The organism is uncultured Algibacter sp. (assembly GCF_947490405.1).
Classification (GTDB): domain Bacteria; phylum Bacteroidota; class Bacteroidia; order Flavobacteriales; family Flavobacteriaceae; genus Algibacter_B.
In genome coordinates this window covers 394,264-414,810 of the sequence record NZ_CANLGU010000001.1, presented here as the reverse complement: position 1 = coordinate 414,810, position 20,547 = coordinate 394,264, and the positions used below count along the sequence as shown (strand labels likewise).

Here is a 20,547-nt window from a genome sequence, read left to right as displayed (position 1 = left end):
CCCAAATTTTTAAGAAAATGATAATTCTATACTAAAAATTAGCTACCAAACTGAGGTGTATTTTAGAATTTGAGAGTTTAAATTTGGTATTCTCATTTTTACCGTTAGCATAGTTAAATCTTAGTAACCCCGATTTAGTTAATATTCCGAAACCAAAACCATAACCAAACAATTTTTCTTTGGTGCTTATTATTTTGTTTTCAAAATAGCCTGCGTCAAAAATAGAATGTATGTATATGCTGTTATTAACTTGAAATCTATATTCTGTATTAATAGTACCAAAAAGGGATGCGAATAAACTATTTTCTTCAAATCCTCTAATGGAGTTTATTCCGCCAAATCTTACAAGTTCATTTTCAAAATAAGTGTCAGAAATTAAACTAGAACCGTTCATTCTAATATATAAACTGTTTTTCTTGTTTAAAGTGAAGATTTTTAGGGCATCAATTGTATATTGAGATTGTTTTTCATTACTAGAAGCTGATTCTCTTGTTCCAAAACCAGTTTCAAAATACAATTTAGATTTTATTGGGAATAGAAAATTATTTGATTGCGGCTTTAAAAATTGATAAGCTAATGTTAAGTATTGTGTTTTATAGTCTGAGATTATCGAAGTAATATTAGCTTCAGAAAGGAGGTTATTCGATTCAGTTGATATGATGCCACCATAAACTTTATGGTTTGAATTGATTTGATAATGTAACCTAGCAGATTGGTTAACTGTAGTAAAAGTTGTGTCTTTTTTGAAAATTCTTAATAGTAAATCTGCTCCAATAGGTGTATTAAATAAGTATGGTAGTGAGACGTCTACTTCAAAAGTTTGCTGATCAATTTCATCACTCTTATATAATAGCCTAAATGATTCACCAAAGTTTAAATTATTGGTTAAATTTAAGTTTAGGTATCCATCAAGCTCTATTTTATTGGTGTCTTCATTAGTTCCAAAACCCAAAAAACCGTCAAATGTATTACTATTTGCTTTGTTAAGGTATAAATAAAGAGTAGTGGAGTCTTTGGTAAATAAAACCTCTGGGGATTTTATTTGATTTGTAAAATTCAAATTATTTAACGCTTCGGTCTTGCTTTTTATAACATCTAGATCAAAAACTTGATTAGTTTTAATTTTTAAAAAGTGTTTCAAGTAGGATCGAGGAAATTTTTCATAACCTTTTATTATGATATCATTTATTTTTCTCTTCTCTTTGTAAGAATCAATTATTAGTGAAGCCCTCAAGTTTGAGCCTTCAATTGTAATATTTGATAATTTAAGCTTTGAAAATGGAAACCCTTTTTTTGAAATTTCAGAATTAATAATGTTCAGGGCATTTTCTGTTTTTGAAAAATCTAATTTGAAGTTGTTCTCAAAAACATCTTTAGATACTAATTCTAAAGTCGATAAATCAATATCATTTTTGTTGTAAGAAATGGTAATAGTGTTGAATTTCTTCTTGAGTAATACTTTAGATAGAAAAGAAGAGTCATTAATTTTTTTTGTCTGTTTTATTTCATTTTCGATATAACCAAGTTTAAAAAGTTGGTTTTGTATCGTATTAACTTCATTTTTTATCGAATTAAAATCAGTATGAATTTTATTGTACTGTAAAGAATCAATTATTTTCGTTTCTTCATTCGTTTTACCATTAATAATTAAGTTTAAATTTTGGCAAAATCCTTCAAAAGAAAAAAGTGTATAGATAATAAAGAGTAATAGAAGTGTTCTTTGCACGCTTAGTCGGCTAATTTTGATGTAAATCTAACGCAAAATCTAAGTATTTAATATGGTTAGGTATATTATTTTTGAAAACTCTTAAAAATTAATCATTTAGGATTTGAATTTCAAATTTTAATTTCTACATTTGCACCCCTCTTAAAAAGAGGATAATAAATTTTATATTAATATATATGCCAACAATTTCGCAATTAGTAAGAAAAGGAAGAGCCAAAATAACCAAGAAGAGTAAATCGGCTGCTTTAGATTCTTGTCCGCAAAGACGTGGTGTGTGTACTCGTGTTTATACAACAACGCCTAAAAAACCAAACTCAGCGATGCGTAAGGTTGCAAGGGTGCGTTTAACAAACGGAAACGAGGTTAATGCATACATCGGTGGTGAAGGACATAATCTACAAGAGCACTCGATAGTATTGGTTAGAGGTGGAAGGGTAAAAGATTTGCCAGGAGTTAGATATCACATTGTTCGTGGTGCTTTGGATACAGCAGGTGTTTCAGGTAGAACGCAACGTAGATCTAAGTATGGTGCTAAACGCCCTAAAAAGTAATTAAAACTTTAAGAAGAAGACATGAGAAAAAGAGCAGCAAAAAAGAGACCGCTTTTACCAGATCCGCGTTTTAATGATCAGTTAGTAACACGTTTTGTTAACATGATGATGTGGGATGGTAAGAAGTCCGTGGCTTTTAAAGTATTCTACGATGCTATAGATATTGTAGATTCAAAGAAAACAGATGAAGAAAAAACAGCTTTAGAAATCTGGAAAGATGCCTTGTCAAATGTGATGCCTCACGTAGAAGTGCGTAGTCGTCGTGTTGGTGGTGCAACATTCCAAATTCCAATGCAAATTCGTCCAGATAGAAAAGTGTCAACAGCTATGAAATGGTTGATTGGTTATGCTAGAAAACGTAATGAAAAGTCTATGGCTTTGCGTTTAGCGTCTGAAATTTTAGCAGCAGCTAAAGAAGAGGGTGCAGCGGTTAAGAAAAGAGTTGATACGCATAAAATGGCAGAAGCAAACAAAGCATTCTCTCACTTTAGATTTTAAGACATGGCAAGAGATTTAAAATATACTAGAAATATAGGTATTGCTGCTCACATTGATGCAGGAAAAACTACTACTACAGAGCGTATTCTTTATTACACAGGCGTTTCTCATAAAATTGGTGAAGTACATGATGGTGCTGCAACAATGGACTGGATGGAACAAGAGCAAGAAAGAGGTATTACAATTACTTCTGCAGCTACAACTTGTGAATGGAAGTTCCCTATTGAGAACGGGCAACCAACTTCGGAAACTAAAGGGTATCACTTTAATATAATTGATACACCAGGTCACGTAGATTTTACAGTTGAAGTAAATCGTTCATTACGTGTACTTGATGGTTTAGTATTCTTGTTTAGTGCCGTTGATGGTGTTGAGCCTCAATCTGAAACTAACTGGAGACTTGCTGATAACTACAAGGTACCTCGTATTGGTTTCGTTAATAAAATGGACCGTCAAGGATCTAACTTTTTAGGTGTTTGTCAACAGGTGAAAGACATGTTAAAGTCTAACGCAGTGCCAATCGTTTTAAACATTGGTGATGAAGCAGACTTTAAAGGAATTATCGATTTAGTAAAAAATCGTGCTATTGTTTGGCATGATGAAACTCAAGGGGCAACTTTTGATGTTATTGATATTCCAGAAGATTTAAAAGAAGAAGCGCGTAAGTATAGAGCACTTTTAATTGAAGAGGTGGCAACTTACGATGAGAACTTACTAGAAAAGTTCATGGAAGATGAAGATTCTATTACTGAAGAAGAGGTGCATGCTGCACTTAGAGCTGCTGTAATGGATATGGCTATCATTCCAATGATATGTGGTTCTGCTTTCAAAAATAAAGGTGTACAGTTTTTATTAGATGCTGTTTGCCGTTACTTACCATCTCCAACTGATAGAGATAATATTATTGGTACAAATCCAGATACTGGTGAAGAAGCTATACGTAAGCCTAGTGCTAGTGAGCCATTTTCAGCTTTAGCATTTAAAATTGCTACAGATCCTTTCGTAGGGCGTTTAGCATTTTTTAGAGCGTATTCTGGTCGTTTAGATGCGGGTTCTTATATTTTGAACAATCGTTCAGGTAAAAAAGAACGTATCTCTCGTATTTACCAAATGCACTCTAATAAACAAAATGCTATCGATTTTATTGAAGCAGGAGATATTGGAGCAGCGGTAGGATTTAAGGATATCAAGACTGGTGATACTATGTCTGATGAAAAAAATCCAATTGTTTTAGAATCTATGGACTTCCCAGATCCAGTAATTGGTATTGCGGTTGAGCCTAAGACTAAAGCAGATGTTGATAAATTAGGTATGGCTTTATCTAAGTTATCTGAGGAAGATCCAACATTTACAGCAAGAACTGATGAAGCTTCAGGACAGACAATTATTTCTGGAATGGGTGAGCTTCACTTAGATATTATTGTTGACCGTTTAAAACGTGAGTTTAAGGTTGAAGTAAATCAAGGTCAGCCACAAGTAGAGTATAAAGAAGCTATAACTCAATCTGCAGATCATAGAGAAGTTTACAAGAAGCAATCTGGTGGTCGTGGTAAGTTTGCTGATATTGTATTTACAATTGAACCAGCAGACGAAGGTGTAGTAGGTCTTCAATTTGAATCTATAATAAAAGGTGGTAACGTTCCTAAAGAATTTATACCTTCTATTGAGAAAGGATTCAAAATGGCGATGGTTAATGGACCATTAGCTGGATATGAAGTTGATTCTATGAAAGTAACATTGAAGGATGGGTCTTACCATGATGTGGATTCCGATCAATTATCATTCGAATTGGCTGCAAAACTTGGATTTAAAAACTCAGCTAAAGCTGCAAAAGCTGTAATAATGGAGCCTATCATGAAGCTTGAGGTAATTACTCCTGAAGAAAATATGGGTGATATTGTAGGTGATTTAAATAGAAGAAGAGGTCAAGTAAGCGACATGGGTGACAGAGCTGGTGCAAAAACTGTTAAAGCTACTGTACCATTATCTGAAATGTTTGGATATGTAACTACATTAAGAACATTGTCATCAGGTCGTGCGACATCAACAATGGAATTTTCACATTATGCTGAAACTCCTTCTAACATATCTGAAGAAGTAATTAAAGCAGCTAAAGGCGTTGAAGCTTAAAATTTAAGAAAATGAGTCAAAAAATCAGAATAAAACTTAAGTCTTACGATCATAATTTAGTAGACAAATCTGCTGATAAGATTGTAAAAACAGTAAAAAGTACTGGAGCTGTAGTAACGGGACCAATTCCATTACCAACGCACAAGAAAATTTTCACTGTATTACGTTCTCCACACGTAAACAAGAAATCAAGAGAACAGTTTCAATTATCTTCTTATAAAAGATTATTAGATATCTACTCTTCTTCGTCAAAAACTATTGATGCATTGATGAAACTCGAGTTACCTAGTGGTGTTGAAGTAGAGATTAAAGTATAAGTATATTTTCGGTAGTAAATACCGTAACACATGTCCCACCGATGCGGTCGCGGGAAAAACGGCAAAATACAATTCAAGGCTGAAGTGTATTTTCAGCCTTGAGTTTTAAATAACAAATAATAATAAATTAAATTTAATAAATATGTCTGGGTTAATTGGAAAAAAAATCGGTATGACCAGCATCTTTGATGAAAATGGGAAGAACATTCCTTGCACAGTAATCGAAGCTGGACCATGTATCGTTACCCAAGTCAGAACTGAAGAAGTTGATGGTTATAAAGCTATTCAATTAGGTTTCGATGACGCGACAGAAAAAAGCGCTACTAAAGCAGACTTAGGTCATGCTAAAAAAGCGGGTACTTCTGTAAAACGCAAAGTTGTTGAATTCAAAGGTTTTGATGCGGAGTACAAATTAGGGGATGCTATCACTGTAGAACATTTCGCTGAAGGTGAGTTTGTTGATATAGCAGGTACATCAAAAGGTAAGGGGTTTCAAGGTGTTGTAAAACGTCATGGTTTTGGTGGTGTAGGTCAAGCTACTCACGGTCAACATAACCGTTTAAGAGCACCAGGTTCTATTGGAGCTGCATCTTATCCTGCAAGAGTATTCAAAGGCATGAAAATGGCCGGAAGAATGGGAGGAGAAAAAGTGAAAGTTCAAAATTTAAGAGTTTTAAAAGTAGTTTCTGAAAAGAATATACTTGTTGTTAAAGGTTGCGTACCAGGACACAAAAACGCTTATGTAACAATTCAGAAGTAATGAAAGTAGCAGTTTTAGATATAAACGGAAAAGACACAGGTAGAAAGGCAGACCTTTCTAAAGATGTGTTTGCTATTGAACCTAATAATCATGCAGTGTATTTGGATGTTAAGCAATATTTAGCCAACCAAAGACAAGGTACTCACAAATCTAAAGAAAGAGGAGAGATTGCTGGATCAACACGTAAGATTAAAAAACAAAAAGGAACAGGTACTGCAAGAGCAGGTAGTATTAAGTCTGGTGTATTTAAAGGTGGAGGTCGTATGTTCGGTCCAAGACCAAGAAATTACAGTTTTAAACTTAATAAAAACTTAAAGCGTTTAGCACGTAAATCTGCATTAAGTATCAAAGCAGGAGAGAAGTCAATTACAGTTCTAGAGGACTTTAATTTTGATGCTCCAAAAACTAAAAACTTTACAGCGGTTTTAAAGGCTTTAGAGCTAGAAAACAAAAAAACGCTGTTTGTGTTGGGTGGGTCAAATAATAACGTATATTTGTCATCGCGCAATTTAAAAGGTTCTGAGGTTATAACTTCTTCAGAATTAAGCACTTACAAGATACTAAATGCTAATCAAGTAGTGCTTTTGGAAGGTGCCTTAGAAGGAATAAAAACAAACTTAAGTAAATAAGAAACAGATGAGTATCTTAATTAAACCTATAATCACAGAAAAAGCGACAGCTGATAGTGAGTTAAAAAACTGCTATTGGTTCTCAGTGAATACAAAGGCGAACAAGGTAGAAATCAAGAAAGCGGTAGAAGCCACTTACGGAGTTTCTGTTGAAAAAGTTCGTACTATAAATGTCCGTCCAGATAGAAGTACCAAGTATACAAAAACTGGTATTCAACATGGTAAAACAAATGCTGTTAAAAAGGCAGTTGTACAACTGGCGGAAGGTGAAATGATTGATTTATACAGTAACATGTAATTAGACAACAATGTCAGTAAGAAAATTAAAACCAATCACACCAGGACAGCGATTTAGAGTAGTAAACGGTTACGATGCCATTACTACTGATAAGCCGGAAAAGAGTTTACTCGTTCCGAACAAAAGGTCTGGTGGTAGAAACAATCGAGGAAAAATGACCATGCGCTACATTGGTGGAGGTCATAAGAAAAAGTATCGTATTATCGATTTTAAAAGAGACAAAGCTGGAATTCCTGGTGAAGTTAAATCGATAGAATATGATCCAAACAGAACTGCTTTTATTGCACTATTGAACTATCAAGATGGCGAAAAAAGATACATTATTGCACAAAATGGTTTACAGGTTGGGCAAAATGTAGTATCAGGTAAAGAAGGTGTTGCGCCAGAAATTGGAAATGCAATGCCATTAAGTGAAATTCCATTAGGAACTATCATTTCATGTGTTGAGTTACGCCCTGGTCAAGGTGCTGTTATGGCACGTAGTGCAGGTGCATTTGCTCAGTTAATGGCAAGAGATGGTAAGTTTGCAACTATAAAATTACCATCAGGTGAAACAAGATTAATTCTTGCTAACTGTATGGCTACTATAGGTGTTATTTCTAACTCAGATCACCAGTTACTTGTTGGTGGAAAAGCAGGTAGAACAAGATGGTTAGGAAGACGTCCAAGAACAAGACCAGTTGTAATGAATCCGGTGGATCATCCAATGGGTGGTGGTGAAGGTAAATCTGCAGGTGGACATCCTCGTTCTAGAAACGGTATTCCAGCTAAAGGTTACAGAACCCGTTCTAAGACTAAAGCAAGTAATAAATATATTGTAGAACGTAGAAAGAAATAAGACATGGCAAGATCATTAAAAAAAGGACCTTACGTTCATTATAAATTAGAAAGAAAAGTTGCGGCTAATGTCGAGGCTAACAAAAAAACAGTAATCAAGACTTGGTCTCGTGCTAGTATGATTACTCCAGATTTTGTTGGACAAACTATAGCAGTACACAATGGCCGTCAATTTGTGCCAGTTTATGTAACTGAAAACATGGTAGGTCATAAATTAGGAGAATTTTCACCAACACGTTCATTCCGTGGACATGCCGGTGCTAAAAATAAAGGTAAAAAGTAGTAAGCTATGGGAAGTCGTAAAAAACAAATGGCAGACGCTATTAAGGAAGCAAAAAAACAAATTGCTTTTGCAAAACTTAATAATTGTCCTACATCACCAAGAAAAATGCGCTTAGTAGCTGATTTAGTAAGAGGCGAAAAGGTAGAAAATGCACTAAATATCTTAAAGTTCAATAATAAAGAAGCATCAGGTCGTTTAGAGAAGTTGTTATTATCAGCTATCGCTAACTGGCAATCAAAAAATGAAGATGCTGATGTTGAAACTGCAGAATTATTTGTAAAAGAGATTAAAGTGGATAGCGGATCTATGTTAAAAAGATTACGTCCAGCACCACAAGGTCGTGCACACAGAATTAGAAAACGTTCAAACCATGTAACATTAGTGGTTGGAGCTAACAATAACACACAAGCTTAATAAGAGTATGGGACAAAAAACAAATCCAATCGGAAATCGCTTAGGAATTATCAGAGGATGGGAATCAAACTGGTACGGAGGAAACGATTATGGTGATAAACTTGCCGAAGACGATAAGATTAGAAAATACGTTCACGCGCGTTTATCTAAAGCTAGTGTAAGTAGAGTAATTATTGAAAGAACTTTGAAACTTGTAACCGTTACTATCACTACTGCTAGACCTGGTATTATTATCGGAAAAGGTGGTCAAGAGGTAGACAAGTTAAAAGAAGAGCTTAAAAAAATTACTGGAAAAGAAGTTCAGATTAACATCTTTGAAATTAAAAGACCTGAACTTGACGCATTTTTAGTAGGATCAAGTATTGCACGTCAAATAGAGAATCGTATCTCTTACCGTCGTGCTATCAAAATGGCTATTGCTGCTACTATGCGTATGAACGCAGAAGGAATTAAAATTCAGATTAGTGGGCGTTTAAACGGAGCTGAAATGGCACGTTCTGAGCACTACAAAGAAGGACGTATTCCTTTATCAACTTTTAGAGCCGATATTGATTATGCTTTAGTAGAAGCACATACTACTTACGGTAGATTAGGTGTTAAAGTATGGATCATGAAAGGTGAAGTATATGGTAAAAGAGAGCTTTCTCCGCTGGTTGGTTTATCCAAAAAAGGTGGAAAAGGTGGAGCAGGAAGAGGAAACAAAGGACCTCGTCGTAGAAAGTAATTTTTTATAAAGTAAAGAAAAATGTTACAGCCTAAAAGAACAAAATTTCGTAAACAACAAAAAGGACGTATGAAAGGTCTCTCTGGTAGAGGACATCAACTTTCAAGCGGTACTTTTGGAATAAAAGCATTAGACGCTACGTTTATTACTGCACGTCAAATTGAAGCAGCACGTATTGCCGCTACACGTTACATGAAAAGAGAAGGTCAACTTTGGATTAAAATATTTCCAGACAAGCCTATCACAAAAAAGCCTCTTGAAGTACGTATGGGTAAAGGTAAAGGAGCTGTTGAATTATGGGTAGCTGTATGTAGACCAGGTCGTGTTTTATTTGAAGTAGGTGGTGTGCCATTAGACGTTGCTCGTGAAGCATTGCGTTTAGCAGCACAAAAACTACCAGTTAAAACTAAGTTTATAATTGCTCGAGATTACGAAGCATAATAATTTAAGATGATGAAACAATCAGAAATTAAAGAATTATCGGTAGCTGAGTTACAAGAAAAACTTAGTGAAACAAAAAAGAGTTATTCAGACCTAAAATTGGCTCATGCTATATCTCCTTTAGAAAACCCAATTCAGTTACGTTCAATTAGAAGAACTGTAGCTAGAATTGCGACTGAATTAACTAAAAGAGATTCACAATAATTCTGCTTAAAGATGGAAACAAGAAATTTAAGAAAAGAACGTATAGGAGTTGTTACAAGTAACAAAATGCAGAAATCTATTGTGGTTTCTGAGGTGAAAAAAGTAAAGCATCCTATGTATGGTAAGTTCGTACTAAAAACAAAAAAGTACGTAGCACACGACGAAACAAATGACTGCAACGAAGGTGATACTGTTAGAATCATGGAAACAAGACCTATGAGTAAATCTAAATGTTGGAGATTAGTAGAAATCCTAGAAAGAGCTAAATAATTATGTTACAGCAAGAATCAAGAATAAAAGTAGCAGACAATACTGGAGCAAAAGAGGTTTTAGTTATCCGTGTTTTGGGTGGTACTAAAAGAAGATATGCTTCTGTTGGAGACAAAATAGTTGTTTCTGTAAAGGATGCAACTCCTAATGGAAATATTAAGAAAAAAGCGGTTTCTACAGCAGTAGTTGTTCGTACCAAGAAAGAAGTAAGAAGACCAGACGGATCTTATATAAGATTTGATGATAATGCTTGTGTTTTATTAAACCCAACGGGTGAAATGAGAGGAACACGTGTTTTTGGTCCTGTTGCTAGAGAACTTCGTGATAAACAATTCATGAAGATTGTATCATTAGCGCCAGAGGTGCTTTAATACATTATTTGTAAGATGACAAAGCTTAAAATAAAAACTGGAGATACTGTAAAAGTAATTGCTGGAGACCATAAAGGTTCCGAAGGTAAAGTACAAAAAGTATTAATAGCAAAGAACAAAGCGATCGTTGAGGGTGTTAACATGGTTAAGAAACATACTAAACCAAGTGCACAAAACCCACAAGGCGGAATCGTAGAGAAAGAAGCTGCTATTCATATTTCTAACTTATCATTGTTGACTTCTAAAGGAGAAACAACTAGAGTTGGTTATAGAATAGAAGGTGATAAAAAAGAAAGATTTTCAACAAAATCTAACGAAGTAATATAGTTATGGCATATTTACCAAGACTTAAAGAAGAGTATAAAAGCAGAGTAATTGCAGCTCTTACAGACGAATTTGGATATAAAAATGTAATGCAAGTTCCTAAGCTTTCTAAGATAGTAATATCTAAAGGGGTTGGAGCAGCAGTTGCAGACAAAAAGTTAATTGACTATGCTGTTGAGGAATTAACTACTATTTCTGGACAGAAAGCGATATCTACATTATCTAAAAAAGATGTTGCATCTTTTAAATTACGTAAGGGTATGCCAATTGGTGCAAAAGTAACTTTACGTGGTGAAAGAATGTATGAGTTTTTAGATCGTTTAGTAACTTCTGCACTACCACGTGTTAGAGATTTTAATGGAATAAAAGCTACAGGATTTGATGGTAGAGGTAATTACAATTTAGGTATTACCGAGCAAATTATCTTTCCAGAAATAAATATTGACAAAGTGAATAAGATTTCTGGTATGGATATTACTTTTGTAACTACCGCAGACACCGATAAAGAAGCAAAATCATTATTAACTGAATTAGGGTTACCTTTTAAAAAGAACTAAGATATGGCTAAAGAATCAATGAAAGCCCGTGAGGTAAAAAGAGCTAAAACAGTAGCTAAGTATGCAGCCAAACGTAAAGCTTTAAAAGAAGCTGGAGATTATGAAGCATTACAAAAGCTGCCAAAAAACGCATCTCCTATACGTCAGCATAATAGATGTAAATTAACAGGGAGACCAAAAGGGTATATGAGAACTTTCGGAATCTCTCGTGTAACTTTTAGAGAAATGGCTAATCAAGGTCTTATTCCCGGAGTTAAAAAAGCTAGTTGGTAATATTATTTAAATAATCAGGTTTAAGGTTCGAAATAGTTCGAAAACCAAGACCACAAAATCAATTCATTATGTACTCAGATCCAATTGCGGATTTTTTGACAAGAATTAGAAATGCAGTGCGTGCTAACCACAGAGTGGTAGAGATTCCTGCGTCTAATCTTAAAAAAGACATTACTAAAATATTATTCGAACAAGGATATATTTTAAGTTACAAGTTTGATGATTCTTCTGTACAAGGGACTATTAAAATAGCTCTTAAATACAATAAAGAAACAAAAGAACCAGTAATCAAGAAACTTCAACGTATTAGTACACCAGGTTTACGTAAGTATGCTGGTGCTAATGATTTACCACGTATCTTAAACGGTTTAGGTATTGCTATTGTTTCAACTTCTCATGGAGTTATGACAGGCAAGCAAGCTAAAAGAGATAATGTAGGTGGTGAAGTTTTATGTTACGTTTACTAATTTTAAAGCCAGAAAGAAATGTCAAGAATAGGAAATAATCCAGTAGCCATTCCAGAAGGTGTAACAGTTGATGTTAAAGATAACGTAGTAACTGTAAAAGGAAAATTAGGAGAGTTAACACAAAATTACGACTCTATTGAAATTAAAGTAGAAGAAGGAAATGTTATGGTAACACGATCTTCTGATACTAAAGATCAGAAAGCAAAACATGGTTTATACAGATCATTAATGCATAATATGATTGAAGGAGTATCTAAAGGGTGGACTAAAGAATTAGAATTGGTAGGTGTAGGTTACAGAGCATCAAACCAAGGACAAAAATTAGATTTAGCCTTAGGATATTCTCATAATATTGTTTTAAATATTGCTCCTGAAGTAAAAGTTGAAACAATATCAGAAAAAGGAAAAAATCCAATAGTTAAACTAACATCATTTGATAAACAACTTGTTGGTCAAGTGGCTGCTAAAATTAGAGGATTTAGAAAGCCTGAACCATACAAAGGAAAAGGAATCAAGTTTGTTGGTGAAGAATTAAGAAGAAAAGCAGGTAAATCAGCTTAATAATTAAGGTTATGGCATTGACAAAGAACGATAGAAGATTAAGGATAAAAAACAGAATCCGTAAGGTTGTTTCTGGTACAGAAGCAAGACCTAGGTTAGCTGTTTACAGAAGTAATAAAGAAATTTATGCTCAATTAGTAGATGATGTTACTGGTAAAACTATAAGTGCAGCATCTTCAAGAGATAAAAATATTAGTGCTGCAAAAGCAACTAAATCTGAGGTAGCTAAATTAGTAGGTAAAGCACTTGCTGAAAAAGCTTTAAAAGCTGGTGTAGAAACTGTCTCTTTTGATAGAGGTGGTTATTTATACCACGGTAGAGTTAAACAATTAGCTGAAGGAGCTAGAGAAGCAGGACTAAAATTTTAAGATATTATTATGTTTCAAAAATATAAAAGTGCAGAATTAGTAAAACCAGGTGGATTAGATCTTAAAGATCGTTTAGTTGGTGTACAAAGGGTAACTAAAGTAACTAAGGGTGGTAGAGCATTTGGTTTTTCGGCTATTGTTGTAGTTGGTGATGAAGCTGGTGTTGTAGGACAAGGTTTAGGGAAATCTAAAGATGTAGCTAGTGCGATAGCAAAAGCTGTTGAAGATGCTAAGAAAAACTTAGTTAGAATTCCAATTATCAAAGGAACATTACCACATGAGCAAAAAGGTAAATACGGTGGAGCAAGAGTAAATATTATTCCAGCTGCTCCTGGTACAGGTGTTATTGCTGGTGGTGCTGTTAGAACAGTGCTTGAAGCAGTTGGTGTACACGATGTATTATCAAAATCTCAAGGATCTTCAAATCCTCATAACGTAGTGAAAGCAACTTTTGATGCTTTATTACAGTTAAGAGACGCAAATACTATTGCAAGAGATAGAGGTATTTCACTTGAAAAAGTTTTTAACGCTTAATATATACTGAGATGGCAAAGATTAAAGTAACAAAAGTTAAAAGCGCAATCAATCGTACGCAAAGACAAAAAAGAACTTTAGAAGCTCTAGGTCTTAAAAAGATTGGTCAAGTAAAAGAGCATGAGGCTACACCAAACATTCTTGGTATGGTTGCTAAAGTTTCACATTTAGTTTCTGTACAAGAAGCTTAAAATATATAACTAAAAAAATGAATTTAAGTAACTTACAACCGGCAAAAGGATCGGTAAAAACACAAGGCAAGCGAGTAGGTCGCGGACAAGGTTCAGGAAAAGGTGGTACAGCTACGCGTGGTCACAAAGGAGCTAAGTCTCGTTCTGGATATTCTAAGAAATTAGGATTTGAAGGAGGGCAAATGCCATTACAAAGACGTGTGCCAAAGTTTGGTTTTACAAATATTAATCGTGTCGAGTATCAAGGTATAAACTTAGATACTTTACAAGCGTTAGTAGATGATAAAAAAGTAAAAGACACTGTGAATTTTGAAACTCTGTTTTCTAATAGATTAGCTGGAAAAAATGATCTAGTTAAAATTTTAGGAAGAGGTGAGTTAAAAGCAAAATTAAAAGTATCTGCTCACAAGTTTTCTGCTTCAGCAAAAGCTGCTATTGAAGCTGCTGGAGGAGAAGCCGTAACTATCTAAGACTTATTATAAGTATGAAATTTATAGAATCAATAAAAAATGTTTGGAAAATAGAGGAACTAAGAAACAGAATCATAGTTACATTGGGACTGTTATTGGTTTATCGTTTTGGTGCGCAAGTAACATTACCAGGTATTGATGCTGCTCAACTCACTGATTATGCAGGTAATTTTGATGGAGGTGGTTTAGGAACTATCCTTAATATGTTTACTGGTGGGGCTTTAGCAAGAGCTTCTGTATTTGCATTAGGTATTATGCCTTACATTTCTGCTTCTATTGTTGTACAATTAATGGGTATAGCTATTCCTTACTTGCAAAAATTGCAAAAGGAAGGAGCTAGTGGACAAAAGAAAATTACTCAAATCACGCGTTGGTTAACTATTGCTATCTGTTTATTACAAGCTCCGGGTTATTTGGCAAGCTTACCTGCTTTAGGTATCCCAACAACAGCTTTCTTGCTAGGAACAGGGCCTTTGTTTTATTTCTCTTCGGTTACAATATTAGTAACAGGCTGTATTTTTGCTATGTGGTTAGGAGAAAAAATCACTGATAAAGGTATTGGTAACGGTATTTCATTATTGATTATGGTGGGTATTATAGCAACTTTGCCACAGTCATTTTTACAAAATTCAGCTACCAGATTAGAGGGTGGAGGAAACGGAGGTTTAATGATGGTATTGATTGAGTTGGTAATTTGGTTTGTTATTATTTTGGCATCAATCATGTTAGTAATGGGTGTTAGAAAAATTGCCGTGCAATATGCAAGAAGGACTGCTTCTGGAGGTTATGAGAAGAGTGCCATGGCTGGATCAAGACAGTATATACCATTAAAGTTAAATGCATCTGGTGTGATGCCAATTATATTTGCACAAGCTATTATGTTTGTTCCTAGTTTAATTGGAGGGTCTTCGTTTTTAAAAGAAACCGCTTTTGGAGCATGGTTGCAAACTAATTATTCTGATATTTTTGGGTTAGTTTACAATATTACATTTGCTTTATTAATCATAGTATTTACGTACTTTTATACAGCAATTACTGTGCCTACCAATAAAATGGCAGATGATTTAAAACGCAGTGGTGGTTTTATTCCTGGTATTCGTCCAGGTTCAGAAACCTCTGAGTATTTAGACAAAATAATGTCTCAAATAACCTTACCTGGTTCAATCTTTTTAGCGCTTATAGCTATTTTGCCAGCAGTAGTTGTTAAACTAATGGGAGTACAACAAGGATGGGCTTTATTTTTCGGAGGCACTTCTTTATTAATTATGGTAGGTGTAGCCATTGATACAATGCAACAAATCAATTCGTATTTGTTGAATAGACATTATGATGGTTTGATGAAGACAGGTAAAAATAGAAAAGCAGTAGCTTAATTATTATACTATGGCAAAACAAGCAGCAATAGAGCAGGATGGGACAATTATAGAAGCATTATCTAATGCGATGTTCCGTGTAGAATTAGAAAATGGTCACATTGTGACAGCACATATTTCTGGTAAGATGCGTATGCATTACATCAAGTTGTTACCAGGAGATAAAGTAAAATTAGAAATGAGTCCTTATGATTTAACTAAGGCTCGTATAACTTATAGATACTAACAAGATGAAAGTAAGAGCATCAGTTAAAAAAAGAAGCGCAGATTGTAAAATTGTGCGTAGAAAAGGAAGACTTTACGTCATTAACAAAAAGAATCCTAGATTCAAACAAAGACAAGGATAAGCTATGGCAAGAATTGCAGGTGTAGACATACCAAAAAATAAGAGAGGAGTTATCTCTTTAACTTATATCTATGGAATAGGTAGAAGTAGAGCGAAAGAAATTTTAACAACTGCTAAGGTTGATGAAAGTACAAAAGTTCAGGATTGGACTGATGATGACATCAGTGGAATTCGTGAAGCAGTTGGAACTTACACTATAGAGGGTGAATTACGTTCTGAAACTCAATTAAATATTAAGCGTTTAATGGATATTGGGTGTTTCAGAGGAATTCGTCACAGAGCTGGTTTACCATTAAGAGGACAACGTACTAAGAACAACTCTAGAACCAGAAAAGGTAGAAGAAAAACTGTTGCTAATAAGAAGAAAGCATAATTAATAATTAAAAATAGTCATTAGTCATTAGTATTTGGACGTTAGAAGAATCTGTTTGAAATGTTAAAGTTTAGGATTCCAATAACTAAAAACTAGCAACTAAAAACTAAAAGAATATGGCAAAAACAAGCACAAAAAAACGTAAAGTAATAGTGGATGCAGTTGGAGAAGCTCACGTAACAGCTTCTTTTAATAACATCATTATTTCACTTACCAACAAAAAAGGCGATGTAATCTCATGGTCTTCAGCTGGTAAAATGGGATTTAGAGGGTCTAAAAAAAACACACCTTATGCTGCTCAATTAGCTGCTGAAGATGCTGCTGCTGTAGCACAAGAAGCTGGTTTGAAAAAAGTAAAGGTTTATGTTAAAGGTCCAGGAAATGGAAGAGAATCTGCTATCCGTTCTATCCACAATGCTGGAATTGAAGTAACAGAAATTATTGATGTTACACCATTACCACATAATGGATGTCGTCCACCAAAAAGAAGAAGAGTTTAATCTCGTTCTAGCTAGCGAGAATTAAATTAAGGCAAATAGAAAATTAATATCATCTGATATCAGATGATATTAATTTTTGTGTAAATTTGCAGACCGAAAAAATAATTAACAAGTATTAACGAGAGATTGGCGATTATCGAAGGATAAGATTAAGACCTTAATTCATAATCACTCTCAAAACAAATTTAAAATGGCAAGATATACTGGTCCTAAAACTAAAATAGCTCGTAAATTTGGCGAAGCTATCTTCGGAGATGATAAATCGTTCGAAAAAAGAAATTACCCTCCAGGTCAACATGGAAATAACAGAAGACGTGGGAAAAAATCTGAGTACGCAATTCAACTACAAGAAAAACAAAAAGCTAAGTATACTTACGGTATCTTAGAACGTCAATTTAGAGGATTATTTAAAAAAGCAAGAGCTGCACAAGGAATTACTGGTGAGGTTTTACTACAATTATGTGAATCTAGATTGGATAACGTGGTATTCAGAATGGGAATTGCACCAACTAGAAGTGGAGCAAGACAATTAGTATCTCACAGGCACATCACTGTAAATGGTGAATTAGTAAATATACCTTCTTACTCTTTAAAAGCAGGGGATGTTGTAGCTGTAAGAGAGAAATCAAAATCACTTGAAGCTATTGATAGATCACTTTCAAATTCAAGTAATGTTTATGAATGGATTACTTGGAATAACGATACAAAGTCTGGTACTTACGTTTCTGTTCCTGAAAGAATTCAAATCCCAGAAAATATAAACGAGCAATTCATAGTCGAATTATATTCTAAATAATAATTTAATCATATTGGTATTTAGCCAAAGGGTTTATTTGTCTTCTTCAAACTTAAAAACCGCGCAACTAAATAACAATTAAAACGAAGAAAAAAATGGCAGTATTTAATTTTCAAAAGCCCGATAAAGTAATCATGATTGATTCTACTGATTTCGAAGGTAAATTCGAATTCAGACCACTAGAACCAGGTTACGGACTAACAGTTGGAAATGCACTTAGAAGAGTTTTATTATCTTCTTTAGAAGGTTTTGCAATTACATCAGTTAGGATTGAAGGTGTAGATCACGAATTTTCATCTATAGCAGGTGTTGTAGAAGATGTAACAGAAATTATCTTAAACTTAAAGCAAGTTCGTTTTAAAAGACAAATTGAAGATATTGATAATGAATCAATATCAATATCAATTTCTGGACAAGATAGAATAACAGCTGGTGATTTTCAAAAGTTTATTTCAGGATTTCAAGTTTTGAATACAGAATTAGTAATCTGTAATTTAGATCCTAAAGTGAATTTAAATATGGAAATTACTATTGAAAAGGGAAGAGGTTACGTACCTGCTGAAGAAAACAAAAAAGCTTCTGCACCTATAGGAACTATTTTTACTGATTCGGTTTATACACCAATCAAAAATGTTAAGTACAGCATTGAAAACTATCGTGTTGAACAAAAAACAGATTACGAAAAATTAGTTTTTGAAATCATTACTGATGGTTCAATAACACCACAAGATGCTTTAACCGAAGCTGCTAAAACATTAATTCATCACTTCATGTTATTCTCTGATGAGCGTATTACTTTAGAAGCTGATGAAATTGCACAAACTGAAACTTATGATGAAGAATCACTTCATATGCGTCAGTTGCTTAAAACAAAGCTTATCGATATGGATTTATCTGTACGTGCGCTTAATTGTTTAAAAGCTGCAGAAGTTGATACTTTAGGAGATTTAGTATCATTTAACAAAAACGATTTAATGAAGTTCCGTAACTTCGGTAAAAAATCTTTAACAGAGCTAGAAGAGCTAGTTAATGTTAAAGGTTTAAACTTCGGAATGGATTTAAGCAAATATAAATTAGATAAAGATTAATTAATCATATTTTGCTCCCACGAATAACGTGGTTTGGTAGCAAGATGATAAAACAAATGTCATGAGACACGGAAAAAAAGTAAACCACCTAGGTAGACAAACAGCGCATAGAAAAGCTATGTTAGCAAATATGGCTTGTTCTTTAATAGAGCACAAGCGAATTAACACAACAGTTGCTAAAGCTAAAGCTTTAAAACAGTTTGTTGAGCCAATGATTACAAAATCTAAATCAGATACGACGCACAATAGACGTTTAGTAATGGCAAAATTAAGACAAAAAGAAGCCGTTGCAGAATTGTTTAGAGATGTAGCTGCTAAAATTGGTGATAGACCAGGAGGTTATACAAGAATTATCAAATTAGGAAATCGTTTGGGTGATAACGCAGACATGGCTATGATAGAATTAGTTGATTATAACGAAATCTATAATGCTGATAAAGCTAAGAAGAAAACAACAAGAAGAAGTAGAAGAGGAGGTGCTAAGCCTACTACATCTATTCCTCCAGTTGATACTAAATCATCTAACGAAGAAGAATAATGTTAATAAGCATTTAATATATAAAGGATAAACTATTTTAGTTTATCCTTTTTTTTATGCAATTTTGCAAAACTTTCAAAATAAATATGAAATATCAAAAAAGACAAAAAGCCATCGTACTTCTAGCAGATGGTACTATTTTTCACGGTAAAGCAGTAGGTGGTAAACAAGGTACTTCGTTTGGTGAAGTTTGTTTTAACACAGGTATGACAGGTTATCAAGAAATTTTTACAGACCCTTCTTATTATGGGCAAATCATGGTAGCAACTAATGCACATATTGGCAATTATGGTGCTAATAATGATGAAGTCGAATCTGAGTCTGTAAAGATTTCTGGCTTGATAGTAAAGAATTTTAGTTATGAATATTCTAGAGATGCAGCAGATGAGTCTTTAGAAGATTTTTTAGATAAAAACAACTTACTAGCTATTTCAGATGTTGATACAAGAGCTCTTGTAAGCTATATAAGAGATAATGGCGCGATGAATGCTGTTATTTCAACAGAAGTAGATAATATAGAAGGCCTAAAAAAACAGTTGGCTAAAGTACCAAATATGGAAGGTTTAGAGTTAGCCTCAAAAGTATCAACCAAAGAACCATACTATTTTGGTGATGAAAATGCTACTTATAAAGTTGCAGCTTTAGATATAGGTATTAAAAAGAATATTTTAAGAAATATTGCGGGTAGAGATGCTTATATAAAAGTGTTTCCATATAATGCTAAATTTGAAGATTTAGAAGCATTCAAACCTGATGGATATTTCTTGTCAAACGGACCAGGAGATCCTGAGCCTCTGGTTGAAGCACAAGAAGTTGCTAAAGAGATTATCAAAAGAGATTTGCCCCTATTTGGGATTTGTCTAGGACATCAAGTTATAGCGCAAGCAAATGGCGTTTCTACCTATAAAATGCATAATGGGCACAGAGGAATAAATCATCCAGTAAAAAACTTAATTACAGGAAAGGGTGAAATTACTTCACAAAATCATGGTTTTGCTGTAAATAGAGAAGAAGCTGAAGCAAATAGCGATTTGGAGATTACGCATGTTCATTTAAATGATAATACAGTTGCAGGTTTAAAGATGAAAAACAAAAATGTGTTTTCTGTGCAGTATCATCCAGAAGCTAGTCCTGGACCAAACGATTCGGTTTATCTTTTTGATCAATTTATCGAAAATTTAAAGAAATAATAGTTGTAAAACCTCAAAAAAAGACATCTATTTTTGGGGTTTGATTTTACTAAAACGTTATAGATGTTAATTTCTGAAATTCTTCAAAAACATCTAAAAATAAACAAGATTTAACCGTAAATTTGAAGCAATTAACAGATTAAAA

General features: G+C 33.9%; 34 protein-coding genes. 33 read left to right on the top strand and 1 reads right to left on the bottom strand.

The window, feature by feature from the left end; translation table 11 throughout:
• Window positions 1-31 precede the first annotated feature (31 nt).
• Complete coding sequence (locus Q0772_RS01610; RefSeq protein WP_298339356.1) at window positions 32-1,726, bottom strand: POTRA domain-containing protein; 1,695 nt, start codon at window positions 1,724-1,726, stop codon at window positions 32-34.
• A gap of 176 nt (window positions 1,727-1,902) precedes the next feature.
• Between Q0772_RS01610 and rpsL the strand changes: the two genes are divergently transcribed.
• The 33 genes from rpsL to carA all read left to right on the top strand — a co-directional run bounded on the left by rpsL (window position 1,903) and on the right by carA (window position 20,402).
• Window positions 1,903-2,277, top strand: coding sequence for a 30S ribosomal protein S12 (gene rpsL, locus Q0772_RS01605; protein WP_019386263.1), 375 nt, complete (start codon window positions 1,903-1,905; stop codon window positions 2,275-2,277).
• Between the two features lie 21 nt (window positions 2,278-2,298).
• Window positions 2,299-2,775, top strand: a complete 477-nt coding sequence (gene rpsG, locus Q0772_RS01600; protein ID WP_298339353.1) for a 30S ribosomal protein S7 — start codon at window positions 2,299-2,301, stop codon at window positions 2,773-2,775.
• 3 nt (window positions 2,776-2,778) lie between these two features.
• Complete coding sequence (gene fusA / locus Q0772_RS01595; RefSeq protein ID WP_298339350.1) at window positions 2,779-4,905, top strand: elongation factor G; 2,127 nt, start codon at window positions 2,779-2,781, stop codon at window positions 4,903-4,905.
• 11 nt (window positions 4,906-4,916) lie between these two features.
• Window positions 4,917-5,222, top strand: a complete 306-nt coding sequence (rpsJ, locus tag Q0772_RS01590) for a 30S ribosomal protein S10 (protein WP_007650482.1) — start codon at window positions 4,917-4,919, stop codon at window positions 5,220-5,222.
• Between the two features lie 142 nt (window positions 5,223-5,364).
• A complete protein-coding gene (rplC, locus tag Q0772_RS01585; protein ID WP_298339346.1) occupies window positions 5,365-5,982 on the top strand; it encodes a 50S ribosomal protein L3 in 618 nt (205 codons plus the stop codon).
• Window positions 5,982-6,611 (top strand): 50S ribosomal protein L4, encoded by a 630-nt coding sequence (gene rplD, locus Q0772_RS01580; protein ID WP_298339343.1) that lies wholly within the window; start codon window positions 5,982-5,984, stop codon window positions 6,609-6,611. Before rplC ends, rplD begins: the two co-directional genes overlap by 1 nt.
• Window positions 6,612-6,618: 7 nt before the next feature.
• Complete coding sequence (gene rplW / locus Q0772_RS01575) at window positions 6,619-6,909, top strand: 50S ribosomal protein L23 (RefSeq protein WP_298339341.1); 291 nt, start codon at window positions 6,619-6,621, stop codon at window positions 6,907-6,909.
• Between the two features lie 10 nt (window positions 6,910-6,919).
• Entirely contained in the window at window positions 6,920-7,747 is an 828-nt protein-coding gene (gene rplB / locus Q0772_RS01570; protein ID WP_298339338.1) for a 50S ribosomal protein L2, read from the top strand.
• 3 nt (window positions 7,748-7,750) lie between these two features.
• On the top strand, window positions 7,751-8,029 hold the full coding sequence (gene rpsS / locus Q0772_RS01565) for a 30S ribosomal protein S19 (RefSeq protein ID WP_013869040.1): 279 nt from the start codon (window positions 7,751-7,753) through the stop codon (window positions 8,027-8,029).
• 6 nt (window positions 8,030-8,035) lie between these two features.
• Entirely contained in the window at window positions 8,036-8,443 is a 408-nt protein-coding gene (rplV, locus tag Q0772_RS01560; RefSeq protein WP_298339335.1) for a 50S ribosomal protein L22, read from the top strand.
• Window positions 8,444-8,450: 7 nt separating this feature from the next.
• Window positions 8,451-9,167, top strand: coding sequence for a 30S ribosomal protein S3 (gene rpsC, locus Q0772_RS01555; protein WP_298339332.1), 717 nt, complete (start codon window positions 8,451-8,453; stop codon window positions 9,165-9,167).
• Window positions 9,168-9,188: 21 nt separating this feature from the next.
• Window positions 9,189-9,608, top strand: coding sequence for a 50S ribosomal protein L16 (gene rplP, locus Q0772_RS01550; protein WP_298339329.1), 420 nt, complete (start codon window positions 9,189-9,191; stop codon window positions 9,606-9,608).
• 12 nt (window positions 9,609-9,620) lie between these two features.
• Window positions 9,621-9,812, top strand: a complete 192-nt coding sequence (gene rpmC, locus Q0772_RS01545; RefSeq protein ID WP_298340591.1) for a 50S ribosomal protein L29 — start codon at window positions 9,621-9,623, stop codon at window positions 9,810-9,812.
• A 12-nt stretch (window positions 9,813-9,824) separates the two neighbouring features.
• Complete coding sequence (gene rpsQ, locus Q0772_RS01540; protein ID WP_298339326.1) at window positions 9,825-10,082, top strand: 30S ribosomal protein S17; 258 nt, start codon at window positions 9,825-9,827, stop codon at window positions 10,080-10,082.
• Between the two features lie 2 nt (window positions 10,083-10,084).
• Window positions 10,085-10,453, top strand: coding sequence for a 50S ribosomal protein L14 (rplN, locus tag Q0772_RS01535; RefSeq protein WP_069831953.1), 369 nt, complete (start codon window positions 10,085-10,087; stop codon window positions 10,451-10,453).
• A 15-nt stretch (window positions 10,454-10,468) separates the two neighbouring features.
• Window positions 10,469-10,780 carry a 50S ribosomal protein L24 gene (gene rplX, locus Q0772_RS01530; protein ID WP_298339324.1) on the top strand — a complete coding sequence of 104 codons (312 nt, stop codon included), beginning with the start codon at window positions 10,469-10,471 and terminating at the stop codon, window positions 10,778-10,780.
• A 2-nt stretch (window positions 10,781-10,782) separates the two neighbouring features.
• Window positions 10,783-11,334 (top strand): 50S ribosomal protein L5, encoded by a 552-nt coding sequence (gene rplE, locus Q0772_RS01525; RefSeq protein WP_298339321.1) that lies wholly within the window; start codon window positions 10,783-10,785, stop codon window positions 11,332-11,334.
• 3 nt (window positions 11,335-11,337) lie between these two features.
• Window positions 11,338-11,607 carry a 30S ribosomal protein S14 gene (rpsN, locus tag Q0772_RS01520; RefSeq protein ID WP_136480159.1) on the top strand — a complete coding sequence of 90 codons (270 nt, stop codon included), beginning with the start codon at window positions 11,338-11,340 and terminating at the stop codon, window positions 11,605-11,607.
• 68 nt (window positions 11,608-11,675) lie between these two features.
• Window positions 11,676-12,074, top strand: coding sequence for a 30S ribosomal protein S8 (gene rpsH, locus Q0772_RS01515; protein WP_298339312.1), 399 nt, complete (start codon window positions 11,676-11,678; stop codon window positions 12,072-12,074).
• Between the two features lie 18 nt (window positions 12,075-12,092).
• On the top strand, window positions 12,093-12,635 hold the full coding sequence (gene rplF, locus Q0772_RS01510; protein ID WP_298339310.1) for a 50S ribosomal protein L6: 543 nt from the start codon (window positions 12,093-12,095) through the stop codon (window positions 12,633-12,635).
• A gap of 11 nt (window positions 12,636-12,646) precedes the next feature.
• On the top strand, window positions 12,647-13,003 hold the full coding sequence (gene rplR, locus Q0772_RS01505) for a 50S ribosomal protein L18 (RefSeq protein WP_298339306.1): 357 nt from the start codon (window positions 12,647-12,649) through the stop codon (window positions 13,001-13,003).
• A 9-nt stretch (window positions 13,004-13,012) separates the two neighbouring features.
• Entirely contained in the window at window positions 13,013-13,537 is a 525-nt protein-coding gene (rpsE, locus tag Q0772_RS01500; RefSeq protein ID WP_237231806.1) for a 30S ribosomal protein S5, read from the top strand.
• Window positions 13,538-13,548: 11 nt separating this feature from the next.
• Window positions 13,549-13,728 (top strand): 50S ribosomal protein L30, encoded by a 180-nt coding sequence (gene rpmD / locus Q0772_RS01495; protein ID WP_298339301.1) that lies wholly within the window; start codon window positions 13,549-13,551, stop codon window positions 13,726-13,728.
• Window positions 13,729-13,745: 17 nt separating this feature from the next.
• A complete protein-coding gene (rplO, locus tag Q0772_RS01490) occupies window positions 13,746-14,198 on the top strand; it encodes a 50S ribosomal protein L15 (RefSeq protein WP_298339298.1) in 453 nt (150 codons plus the stop codon).
• A gap of 14 nt (window positions 14,199-14,212) precedes the next feature.
• Window positions 14,213-15,571, top strand: a complete 1,359-nt coding sequence (secY, locus tag Q0772_RS01485; RefSeq protein ID WP_298339290.1) for a preprotein translocase subunit SecY — start codon at window positions 14,213-14,215, stop codon at window positions 15,569-15,571.
• A gap of 10 nt (window positions 15,572-15,581) precedes the next feature.
• Complete coding sequence (infA, locus tag Q0772_RS01480) at window positions 15,582-15,797, top strand: translation initiation factor IF-1 (RefSeq protein WP_007094967.1); 216 nt, start codon at window positions 15,582-15,584, stop codon at window positions 15,795-15,797.
• 4 nt (window positions 15,798-15,801) lie between these two features.
• Window positions 15,802-15,918, top strand: a complete 117-nt coding sequence (gene ykgO, locus Q0772_RS01475; RefSeq protein ID WP_013305171.1) for a type B 50S ribosomal protein L36 — start codon at window positions 15,802-15,804, stop codon at window positions 15,916-15,918.
• 3 nt (window positions 15,919-15,921) lie between these two features.
• Window positions 15,922-16,290 carry a 30S ribosomal protein S13 gene (rpsM, locus tag Q0772_RS01470; RefSeq protein ID WP_298339246.1) on the top strand — a complete coding sequence of 123 codons (369 nt, stop codon included), beginning with the start codon at window positions 15,922-15,924 and terminating at the stop codon, window positions 16,288-16,290.
• Between the two features lie 116 nt (window positions 16,291-16,406).
• The gene (rpsK, locus tag Q0772_RS01465; RefSeq protein WP_298339242.1) at window positions 16,407-16,790 is read left to right on the top strand and encodes a 30S ribosomal protein S11; all 384 of its coding nucleotides are present in this window, start codon (window positions 16,407-16,409) and stop codon (window positions 16,788-16,790) included.
• A gap of 190 nt (window positions 16,791-16,980) precedes the next feature.
• Window positions 16,981-17,586: a 30S ribosomal protein S4 gene (gene rpsD, locus Q0772_RS01460; protein WP_298339235.1), complete on the top strand. Its 606-nt coding sequence runs from the start codon at window positions 16,981-16,983 to the stop codon at window positions 17,584-17,586.
• Between the two features lie 95 nt (window positions 17,587-17,681).
• Window positions 17,682-18,674 (top strand): DNA-directed RNA polymerase subunit alpha, encoded by a 993-nt coding sequence (locus Q0772_RS01455; protein ID WP_298339231.1) that lies wholly within the window; start codon window positions 17,682-17,684, stop codon window positions 18,672-18,674.
• Window positions 18,675-18,735: 61 nt separating this feature from the next.
• The gene (gene rplQ / locus Q0772_RS01450) at window positions 18,736-19,212 is read left to right on the top strand and encodes a 50S ribosomal protein L17 (protein ID WP_298339229.1); all 477 of its coding nucleotides are present in this window, start codon (window positions 18,736-18,738) and stop codon (window positions 19,210-19,212) included.
• An 86-nt stretch (window positions 19,213-19,298) separates the two neighbouring features.
• Entirely contained in the window at window positions 19,299-20,402 is a 1,104-nt protein-coding gene (gene carA / locus Q0772_RS01445) for a glutamine-hydrolyzing carbamoyl-phosphate synthase small subunit (RefSeq protein ID WP_298339226.1), read from the top strand.
• Window positions 20,403-20,547: the final 145 nt, after the last annotated feature.

Coding starts and splice junctions, on each gene's coding strand:
- rpsL (WP_019386263.1), top strand. CDS start 1,903: ATGCCAACAATTTCGCAATTAGTAAGAAAAGGAAGAGCCAAAATAACC.
- rpsG (WP_298339353.1), top strand. CDS start 2,299: ATGAGAAAAAGAGCAGCAAAAAAGAGACCGCTTTTACCAGATCCGCGT.
- fusA (WP_298339350.1), top strand. CDS start 2,779: ATGGCAAGAGATTTAAAATATACTAGAAATATAGGTATTGCTGCTCAC.
- rpsJ (WP_007650482.1), top strand. CDS start 4,917: ATGAGTCAAAAAATCAGAATAAAACTTAAGTCTTACGATCATAATTTA.
- rplC (WP_298339346.1), top strand. CDS start 5,365: ATGTCTGGGTTAATTGGAAAAAAAATCGGTATGACCAGCATCTTTGAT.
- rplD (WP_298339343.1), top strand. CDS start 5,982: ATGAAAGTAGCAGTTTTAGATATAAACGGAAAAGACACAGGTAGAAAG.
- rplW (WP_298339341.1), top strand. CDS start 6,619: ATGAGTATCTTAATTAAACCTATAATCACAGAAAAAGCGACAGCTGAT.
- rplB (WP_298339338.1), top strand. CDS start 6,920: ATGTCAGTAAGAAAATTAAAACCAATCACACCAGGACAGCGATTTAGA.
- rpsS (WP_013869040.1), top strand. CDS start 7,751: ATGGCAAGATCATTAAAAAAAGGACCTTACGTTCATTATAAATTAGAA.
- rplV (WP_298339335.1), top strand. CDS start 8,036: ATGGGAAGTCGTAAAAAACAAATGGCAGACGCTATTAAGGAAGCAAAA.
- rpsC (WP_298339332.1), top strand. CDS start 8,451: ATGGGACAAAAAACAAATCCAATCGGAAATCGCTTAGGAATTATCAGA.
- rplP (WP_298339329.1), top strand. CDS start 9,189: ATGTTACAGCCTAAAAGAACAAAATTTCGTAAACAACAAAAAGGACGT.
- rpmC (WP_298340591.1), top strand. CDS start 9,621: ATGAAACAATCAGAAATTAAAGAATTATCGGTAGCTGAGTTACAAGAA.
- rpsQ (WP_298339326.1), top strand. CDS start 9,825: ATGGAAACAAGAAATTTAAGAAAAGAACGTATAGGAGTTGTTACAAGT.
- rplN (WP_069831953.1), top strand. CDS start 10,085: ATGTTACAGCAAGAATCAAGAATAAAAGTAGCAGACAATACTGGAGCA.
- rplX (WP_298339324.1), top strand. CDS start 10,469: ATGACAAAGCTTAAAATAAAAACTGGAGATACTGTAAAAGTAATTGCT.
- rplE (WP_298339321.1), top strand. CDS start 10,783: ATGGCATATTTACCAAGACTTAAAGAAGAGTATAAAAGCAGAGTAATT.
- rpsN (WP_136480159.1), top strand. CDS start 11,338: ATGGCTAAAGAATCAATGAAAGCCCGTGAGGTAAAAAGAGCTAAAACA.
- rpsH (WP_298339312.1), top strand. CDS start 11,676: ATGTACTCAGATCCAATTGCGGATTTTTTGACAAGAATTAGAAATGCA.
- rplF (WP_298339310.1), top strand. CDS start 12,093: ATGTCAAGAATAGGAAATAATCCAGTAGCCATTCCAGAAGGTGTAACA.
- rplR (WP_298339306.1), top strand. CDS start 12,647: ATGGCATTGACAAAGAACGATAGAAGATTAAGGATAAAAAACAGAATC.
- rpsE (WP_237231806.1), top strand. CDS start 13,013: ATGTTTCAAAAATATAAAAGTGCAGAATTAGTAAAACCAGGTGGATTA.
- rpmD (WP_298339301.1), top strand. CDS start 13,549: ATGGCAAAGATTAAAGTAACAAAAGTTAAAAGCGCAATCAATCGTACG.
- rplO (WP_298339298.1), top strand. CDS start 13,746: ATGAATTTAAGTAACTTACAACCGGCAAAAGGATCGGTAAAAACACAA.
- secY (WP_298339290.1), top strand. CDS start 14,213: ATGAAATTTATAGAATCAATAAAAAATGTTTGGAAAATAGAGGAACTA.
- infA (WP_007094967.1), top strand. CDS start 15,582: ATGGCAAAACAAGCAGCAATAGAGCAGGATGGGACAATTATAGAAGCA.
- ykgO (WP_013305171.1), top strand. CDS start 15,802: ATGAAAGTAAGAGCATCAGTTAAAAAAAGAAGCGCAGATTGTAAAATT.
- rpsM (WP_298339246.1), top strand. CDS start 15,922: ATGGCAAGAATTGCAGGTGTAGACATACCAAAAAATAAGAGAGGAGTT.
- rpsK (WP_298339242.1), top strand. CDS start 16,407: ATGGCAAAAACAAGCACAAAAAAACGTAAAGTAATAGTGGATGCAGTT.
- rpsD (WP_298339235.1), top strand. CDS start 16,981: ATGGCAAGATATACTGGTCCTAAAACTAAAATAGCTCGTAAATTTGGC.
- Q0772_RS01455 (WP_298339231.1), top strand. CDS start 17,682: ATGGCAGTATTTAATTTTCAAAAGCCCGATAAAGTAATCATGATTGAT.
- rplQ (WP_298339229.1), top strand. CDS start 18,736: ATGAGACACGGAAAAAAAGTAAACCACCTAGGTAGACAAACAGCGCAT.
- carA (WP_298339226.1), top strand. CDS start 19,299: ATGAAATATCAAAAAAGACAAAAAGCCATCGTACTTCTAGCAGATGGT.